Source organism: Streptomyces sp. NPDC005574 (assembly GCF_040605435.1).
GTDB lineage: Bacteria > Actinomycetota > Actinomycetes > Streptomycetales > Streptomycetaceae > Streptomyces.
Genome location: NZ_JBEXCW010000114.1, coordinates 1 through 8,668, shown reverse-complemented (window position 1 = coordinate 8,668; position 8,668 = coordinate 1). Strand labels below are relative to the sequence as shown.

Annotated in this window: 4 protein-coding genes and 1 pseudogene; all 5 read left to right on the top strand. The window is 68.7% G+C overall.

What is annotated here, in order from left to right:
• Positions 1 to 180 (top strand): annotated as a pseudogene (locus ABZT03_RS37840) (hypothetical protein); the annotation flags it as partial.
• Between the two features lie 210 nt (positions 181 to 390).
• Complete coding sequence (locus tag ABZT03_RS37835) at positions 391 to 3,765, top strand: hypothetical protein (RefSeq protein WP_356047863.1); 3,375 nt, start codon at positions 391 to 393, stop codon at positions 3,763 to 3,765.
• A 253-nt stretch (positions 3,766 to 4,018) separates the two neighbouring features.
• The gene (locus ABZT03_RS37830; RefSeq protein WP_356047861.1) at positions 4,019 to 5,380 is read left to right on the top strand and encodes a hypothetical protein; all 1,362 of its coding nucleotides are present in this window, start codon (positions 4,019 to 4,021) and stop codon (positions 5,378 to 5,380) included.
• A gap of 89 nt (positions 5,381 to 5,469) precedes the next feature.
• Positions 5,470 to 6,105 carry a DUF6461 domain-containing protein gene (locus ABZT03_RS37825; RefSeq protein WP_356047859.1) on the top strand — a complete coding sequence of 212 codons (636 nt, stop codon included), beginning with the start codon at positions 5,470 to 5,472 and terminating at the stop codon, positions 6,103 to 6,105.
• A gap of 478 nt (positions 6,106 to 6,583) precedes the next feature.
• The gene (locus tag ABZT03_RS37820) at positions 6,584 to 7,987 is read left to right on the top strand and encodes a trypsin-like serine protease (RefSeq protein ID WP_356047858.1); all 1,404 of its coding nucleotides are present in this window, start codon (positions 6,584 to 6,586) and stop codon (positions 7,985 to 7,987) included.
• Positions 7,988 to 8,668: the final 681 nt, after the last annotated feature.

Here is an 8,668-nt window from a genome sequence, read left to right as displayed (position 1 = left end):
GACTGGAGCGCAGGTTGGTCCAACTACCTGGGCCAGGCCGGCCAGGGCCGTCTGTACTTCGCCGACATCAGTGCTGACGGCAAAGCCGACCTGATCGTGCACAGCAGTGACGGCAAGGTCGCCACGCGCACCAACACCGGCACGTACTTCCAGATCGCCCCGGGCGACGACTGGGTCTGACGGCCCTCTGCCACGAGGCTCCGGCGAGACCTCTCGCCGGAGCCTCAACCGAAGCTACCTGTAAGAAGCCGTATCTCAACCACATTTGATCTTTGACGCCTGCTGGTCAGCGATCCAGCGCACCTTCGGTGCGCGCCGGGGGTGAATTCGTCCCCGGCCTACAGGAATACGACACTCCTCACCTACCACTCACACGAGGACAACTACCCTATGCAGAGCACTTTCTGGAGCAGGCGCCGCGTGCTCGGTGCGCTCGCCGCCGCGACCGCCACCGCAGCCATTCCTTCGGTCTTGATGCCGGCCACCGCCGCTGCCGCCGAAGGCACCGCGCCCGAACCGGTGCCGCTGCCGGACACCGAGCGCGCCAAGGTCGTCAGGGCGTGGCTGACCGGCGGCAAGGGCGTCAAGACCGCCGCCGCCGTGGCCCTCTACGGGTCGGACGCTGACATCCAGACCTTCCTCGCCGAGACGCTGCCGAAGCAGACCGTGGAGGACAACCGGGTCGCGATCCTGGGCAGCCTGGACCGTGCGGGCAAGGGCCTGCGCCGGGAGGCCGTCGCCGCCCTCGAGAACGGCGACGCCGCGATCGCCGCGTTCCTGAAGGACGGCTTCAAACCGGCCATCCTCGAAGACCTCCAGGTCGCCACCACCACCGTCTTAGCCACCGGCGACAAGGCGGTGGTGCGCAACGCCAACACCGCCCTCAACACCGCCACCACGCCGGCGCTCACCGCCTTCCTCACCGACAAGCAGTACGACGCGCGCCTGGAGGACACCCGGGTCCAGGTCAGTGCCATGCTGATAACCGCCGGCCCCGAGGTGCAGAAGTACGCGGACCGTGCGCTCAGCGGCACTGCGGCCGATGTGGAGTGGTTCATCGAGACCGGCCAGCACATCGCGCGCGCCCGTGACCAGGAGTCGGCGACCATCGAGGAGCTGGTGGCCGTCGTCGAGCGCGAGGGCAAGCGCGCCGAGCGCGAGACCAATCTGGCAGTGGAGGCCTCGGCCCGCGCCGAGAAGGCCGCCGGGGAGGCCAAAGGGGCCGCCGAGAAGGCCGCCGCCGAGGCGTCCGCCGCTCAGAGCGATGTGCAGAAGTCGGCGTCCGCGGCCCGTAAGGCGGCGAGCGCGGCGAAGGGCGCGGCGGATGCCGCACGCAATGCCATCAACGCCTCCAATGCGGCGGTGCAGGCATCCCGCCGTGCCTCCTGGGCAGCCGTCGGCGCCGCACAGGCCGCCTCGAAGGCGGGCAGCGCCGCGGCCCGCGCCTACAACGCCGCGATAGCCGCCTCCAAGGATGCGAACAAGACGGAGGAAGCCAAGAACGCCGCGGCCGCCGCCAAGAACGCGGCCACCAAGGCCCGTAGCGCCGCCAAGGCCGCCGACAAGGCCGCCATCGCCGGCGAACAGGCGACGACCGCCGGCAAAGCCGCCGCTTCGGCCGCACGCAATGCGGCCGCCGCCGCCGTTGCTGCCGCCCAGGCCGCCGTCGCGGCCGGTGCCGCCAAGTCGGAGGCCGACGACGCCAAGCGCCAGGCCGCCATCGCCACCAGCGCCGCCAACCGTGCCACCAACGCGGCCTCCACCGCCCAGGCCCTGGCGAGCGCGGCCGCCGCCGCGGCCCGCACGGCCAGCGCCGCCGCCAACGCCGCGGCCGGCCACGCCGACGACGCGGCAGCCGCCGCCTTGGAAGCCGTGAAGTACGCAGGCCAGGCCATCGACTACGCCAACAGGTCGACCAAGCACTCCGATGAGGCTTTGAAGGCCGCGAACGTCGCCACCAAGGCCGTCTCCGACGCCATCGAGGTGGAGAAGAACGCGCGCGCCGCCGAGGCCCAGACCCTGGAACAGGACAAGCAGCAGGCGATCGAGGAGGCGCAGCAACTCGCCTCCATCGAGACGACCGAGCTGTCCGACGTTCGCGGCAAGCGGCTCCTCGCGGAGCGCACCACCCAGGAGACCAAGGACCAGATCGCCAAGGCCGAACAGGCCCTGTACGGCGGTGACCTGGCGGTCGCCGCGACCGAGGGTCGCAAAGCCGCGATCGCCCTGATCGTCGCCAGGGGTGCCTGGACCCGGCAGGCTGCCCAGCACGCTCTCGCCGGCTCCGACGACGATGTCTTCGCCTGGATCGACCTCGACCGGGCCCTCGCCCAAGGTCAGGACGACCGCGAGACCACCCTCCATGTGGCGACGATCGCCGCACCGAAGATCGCTGAGGCCGCCCAGCTCGCCCTGGAGAGTTCCGACTCCAAGGCGGTCGGCGACTTCCTCACCAGCGGCATGAAGAAGGCTTCCGACGAGGAGCTGCGGGTCGCGATCAACAAGATCATCGCCGAGGGTGCGGGCAAGGCCGTCACCGCCGCCGCCAACAAAGCACTCGACACCAACACCACCGATTCACTCAATTACTTCTTCGACCACGACTACCCTCTGGCGGTCGAGGAGGACGACAGGGTCCGCGCTAGCCATCTGATCGCCGTCGGCGGCGCCTTCACCAAGGCGTACGCCGAGGTCGCCCTCGAAGGCCCGGCGTGGATGCTCCGCAACTTCATCAGCCTGGTGCAGTTCCGTACGGCCCAGCTGGACTTCGACACCGCCACCCATGTCGCCGCGATCCGCGGTGCCATCGCGGCAGCGGCGAAGATCGCCGAGAAGGCGCAGCGGGACGCCGCGCTGGCGACCAAGGCCTCCTACGAAGCCCGTAACAACGCTGCCAAGGCCCAGGAGTGGGCGGACAAGGCGATCGCCTCGGCCGCCAAGGCCGACGATTACGCGGACGAAGCGCGCGCGAACGCGGACGCCGCCGACAAGTCGGCCGCCGATGCCCAGGCCTCCGCCAACACTGCGAAGGCGGCTGCTGCGACCGCCCGCGGCGCTGCCCGCACGGCCAACTACTCGGCCAACAAGGCGATTGACTCGGCGCGTTCCGCCCTCAAGTCCTCCGCCGACGCCCAGGCTTCGGCCGCCGCCGCCCGTGCCGCCAAGCTTGCCGCGCAGGCCGACGCGAAGGAAGCCGCAGCCGCGTACTCCGACGCCAAGCGAATCGCCGCCCAGAAGCACCAGGCCGAGGTGGCCGCCGCCGCCAAGGCCGCCGCCGATGATGCCGCCGCCGCCCGCGCCGCCAGGCGGGACCCCGCCGACAGCAACAAGAACGACCAGGTCAACCCCAACGGCACCAAGGATTCCGGCGACTCGGACGAGTGGTGGAACGACGCCCAGTTCTACGCCGACGCAGCCAACGCGGTCAGCATCGGCGCCGGCTTCCTGGCCGCCGGCTGCACTCTCGCCGGCTTCGTCTTCCCGCCGGCCTTCGCCGCAGCCGGCTTCTTCGCTGGTGTGGCCGTGGAGGCGAGCGCCATCAGCACTGTCTTCACCGGCATCGAACACGGCTTCAACAGTAGCGAGTTCTGGTGGTCCGCCGCTGGCACCAGCCTGAGCCTGGTCACCTTCGGCATGGCTAAGGGGCTGGGCGCAGCCGCAAAGCCCGCCAGCACTCTCGTCAAGCCCGTCGTGGGCAAGATCGCGGGCGTTGTCGAGGACGGGGCCTCCGCCATCACCAGGAGTCTTTACGACTTGGTCAGCTGACGAGTCCTTCACCTCCGCCGTCGGCACCGGCCCGCGCCTGGTCACCTGCGGCCAGACGAAGTGGCTTGGCGCAGCCGACAAGGCCCTCGGCGGCAAGCCCGTCGTCGACAGGACCACGGGAGTTGCCGAGGCAAGGCGGCATCACCACGAGCCTCGTCGACCTGTCGCCTGACGCGCTCCTCGAATCCCTCTCCCTGAGCATTGCAAAGCCCGAAGTAGGAGACACACTGTGAGAAGACCGTCCAGACCAGCGTTGCTGGTTGCAGCCCTCCTCGCCGTCACCGCGACCGGCACCACCGGAGCCAGCATCAGCCAGGCCACACCGGCCCACACCGCCGTCACCGGCACGGCGACACCCGCCGACGGCGCCGACGAAACACCCACGCAGAGCACCCCCTTCACTGCCGGCACCACCTGCACCCCGATTCCCGCCGAGGACCGTGCGGACGCGGGCGGCGCGGTCAAGGCGTGCACACGAGTGCAGCCCGCGTCCGCCGCGAAGAGCGACGCCTCGAGCCGCCAGCCCGCCGCACCCGCCCCGACTGCCTTGGACATCACCGCCGCTGCCGCCGACGACCCGTCCGGCGACGGCATCAGCACGGAGTTCGAGCCGGACGCCGATGATCCCGAGCCGCCCGCACCCTCCTGCGCACTCACCAACCCGGGCCAGTGGACCTGGAAGCGCACCGGTGGCATGTGCCTGCGCGGCGTCGTCGTCAAGTACACGCTCTACAACCAGCAGAATGTCCCCATCGGCACCGGCGAGATCGAGGTGAACTCCACCCTCGCCACCTCCTACAAGTCTCTCGACCTCAAGGAGACGATCACCGCCAGGCTGGCCCGCGTCTCCGGTGACGTGAAGAGCCTCACGGTACGCATGAAGGTCAGCTGCGGAGCCGGCTGCAAGACGGTAACCCAGCAGCCCTGGTTCGCTACCACCCTGGTGCCGGAGCAGGAGATCTCGGGTTCCACCAAGTACAGCGGCGACGCCTTCGCCGCCGACACGACCCGCTCCTCCTTCCGGACCAGTTACGCGATGTACGTGACGATGCCGGGCACCACCCCTATTGACCCGAACGCCTCTTGGTCCAGCCCCGCCAACGGTGAGATCCGCTGCGACAAGGAGCAGCCCCGGCTGCGCGGCTGCGTCATCCCCACCGACGACCCTCCGGTACTGAGCTACTCCCGCTCGCACGAGAAGTACGGGATCGTCGTGCCCATCTACGAAGAGATCATGCAGCGCCGGGGCACCGACATCCTGCACGCGGTCAACCAAGTGCAGGCAAACACCAACCGCGCCGCGACCTGCACGCCCTTCACCAACCTGTACCCGGGCACGCGCGGCGCCGACAGTTGCGACGAGTTCCCGATGGCCAGCACCAAGGAGGGTGGCCAGGACGGAAGCCTGTGCGCCGAGCTGACCCCGCAGGTCGTGAACGACGTCTGGTCCGCCCCAGCGACCTGGCCGACCCGTCCGACCACGAGCACCGAGACCTGCCTGCGGCTGCACATCACCCAGCGGGCCAACAGCTCGGCGGGCGGTGTACTCGGCTCACTGCGCAAATACCAGCGCCTGATAGACAACGACCCCTTTCGTATCGAGTTCACGGCCTGAACAAGCATCATGATCCGTTCACCGCACCGCGCATCACGGGCGGTGCGGAGACCGGCGGCACACAGCTGCACGAATCACGGAGGCAGAACATGGCAGCAGACGCGGACGCGCCCTCGCTCGACTGGGCGACGGCCTGGATGTGCGTCACCTTCACCCGGGATCTGACCGCCGAGAAGGTGCTCACCCGGTACGGGGCCGACCCGTCCCGCTCCCGTCTCCTCGACGCGGACCAGGCATCGGAACTGCCCACGGGTCACTTCGCCGACGGGGCGGTCTCGCTGCTGCGGTCCGGCAGGCTCGGCGACTGGACCTTCTGCATCGAGGAGGACGGCGTCATCGGCTCCTGGGCCGAACCGCTCGCGGCACTGTCCCGGGGCACCGAAACGTACAGCGTGCTGACCACCGAGGGCCTCAACGTCTTCCAGTACTGGCGCAACGGCGAGTGTGTCGAGAACTTCGAGCCGGGCATGCCGGGCACGGAGCACAGCGGGCCCTGGTGGGACAGGGTTGAAACGGCACTCGCCGCCCACGAGGGCGAGGACGTCGGGATGGCACCAGTGGTGGCCCTCGTACTCGATCACCTCGGCATCACCCTGGACGACGCCGCGCTCGCCGGCCCCTGGCCCAGCCTGACCCTCTCCGAAGACGACGTACCGTCGGCCCCGCGCGGCCACACCTACGCGGGTGAGGGTCCGGTCCCACCCCAGTCACCGACCGGGAACTGAGCACGGTGCAGGCCGCATGAAGCTGTGTACCGGCATGCACCACGTCGCTTCGATGCTGAAGTTTCCCCACGTCCACATCACCCTGGTCGACACCGGCCTACTCAATCTCGGAAACTGATCTCCACCAGCACACACCATCGGGAACCAGCATGCGCCGCACCACCTCGCCGCGGCCTTTCGACGTGACCGCGCTCTTCGCACAGCCGGCCCCGCTGGCACGCACGGCGACCCGGCTGCACCCGCGGCCCGGGTCGCCCACCGCGCACGACAGCTCCGTCGGCGGCTCGCTCATGTGGCCCGCCGACGAGCCGTGGCCGTACTGCGACGAGTGGGTGAGGCCGCGGACCCAGAGAGCTGCGATCACCTGCTCGTCGAGATCAGGTCCTCCAAGTAACCGCAGGTTAAAGCCAACATACTCGCCGCTGCGCAGTCCAGTGCCCACAGGACGCGCGGCCCTCCTGCCTAGGAATCCATGTTTATGTACCTCTCCAGACGCCGCCGTCTCTCCGCGTTGGCTGCTGGCCTGTTCGCGGCTCTCGGCGTGCTCAGCGCTATTCCGGCCGCGGCCTTGACCGGCCCCGCCACTGCACTCGACGGAGCCGACGCCCCGGCACAGCTGAACTACGTCGCGAAAATCAACGTCGGTGAACAGACCGCCTGCACCGGCAGCCTCATCGACCCGCAGTGGGTCCTGACCGCAGCCACCTGCTTCGCCGCTGACGGCAAACCCCCCGCAGGCAAACCCTTCATCACCACCACCGTCACCATCGGCCGCACCGACCTGACCCAGACCAGCGGCAGCGTCCTGTCGGCCATCCGGCTCGTCCCACATGCCGACCGGGATCTGGTGCTCGTCAAACTCGCCGCCAAAATCACCGATCCGAGTATCCCGCCCGTCAGGTTGGCGACCACGCCCGCTGCTGCGGGTGAGGAGCTGGTGAACGCCGGATTCGGACGTACCAAGACCGAATGGGTGCCCGACAAGCTCCACACCGGCACATTCACCGTCGCCTCCACCACGGACACGACAGTGGACCTCAACGGCTCCGACACCGCTACCGTCTGCAAGGGCGACGCCGGCGGTCCCGCCCTGCGCACCGTCAACGGCATCACGGAACTTGTCGCCATCAACTCCCGTTCCTGGCAAGGCGGATGCCTCGGCAACGATCCCGCCGAAACGCGTACTGGCGCCATCGACACCCGTGTTGATGACATCAGCGACTGGGTCGATCACGCCACCTCCCGCAACCCGGATGACCTCACCGGTGACGGCAAGGCCGACCTCGCGGCCGTCAAGGACGACGGCATTCTGTGGATCTACCCCGGCACCGGAAAGGCGAACGGCAGCACCCTCGGCACCCGCTTCCAGGCCGGCACCAGCTGGCAGAGCCAGGACTCCATTACTATCGGAGACCTCAACAACGACGGCATCGGTGACCTCCTCTCCCGTCAGGCATCCGACGGCACCTTGTGGGTCTACCCCGGCACCGGAAAGCCCGGAATGGAAGCCCTCGCCACCCGCTACCAGGTCGGCAGGAGCTGGCAGACCCAGAACGTCATCACCACCGGAGACCTCAACAACGACGGGCTCACCGATGTACTGACCCGTCAGGCATCCGACGGCACCTTGTGGGTCTACCCCGGCACCGGAAAGCCCGGAATGGAAGCCCTCGCCACCCGCTACCAGGTCGGCAGGAGCTGGCAGACCCAGAACGTCACCCGCACCGGGGACTTCAACGACGACGGGCTCACCGATGTACTGACCCGTCAGGCATCCGACGGCACCTTGTGGGTCTACCCCGGCACCGGAAAGCCCGGAATGGAAGCCCTCGCCACCCGCTACCAGGCCGGCACCGGCTGGGGCCCCTACCGCATCATCTGAGCCGCGAGGATGATCTCCGAGTCTTCCCCGCACCCCTCTCAAGGGTGCGGGGAACATCCCTGAACCATCGGCAGAACCGGCACCGATCACTACCCCGGCCGCGACATCACTGGCGGGGGCTGTCCAATGAACGGCTCTGTCTCACATTCGCTGGTGACGGAGCGTGTCGATCCGTCGCTGACGCGACACGCGGAACGTCAACGTGCTTGTAGCTGCGGTGTTTTCAGGACTGTCGCCGCTGGTCAATGAGGACGTAGCTGACGAGGGCGAGCGGATTGTGGTGCGAGCTCAGACGCCAGAGGAACTGATGCCGTGTCCGAGTTGCGGGGCGCCGTCCGGCCGTGGCTGCGGTTCTCAAAGCCGGACTGCGTTACGAGGGCCGAGAACCGTGCGGCTGCGGCTAGGAGGCCAAGTTCCGTCCCCGTACCCGAGCTCACCTGCGCGCGCCGAATCGCAGCAGCACGAAAGGGCACTCCCCTCGCCGACACGCTGGGACGGGCAGAACTACAGGCATCCGACTGACGCGAGGTGGGGTCAAAGCCACGGCCTCGGCAGTCCGGGCCGGTTCACCGGCGGTAGAAGTGGCTTACTGACGTCGGCTTGTCAGGGTGACGCTGGTTCGTCGAGGTCCAGGCCGGTTCCGGCTATGAAGCCGTCGAGGGTGTCCGGCCGGTACTGAAG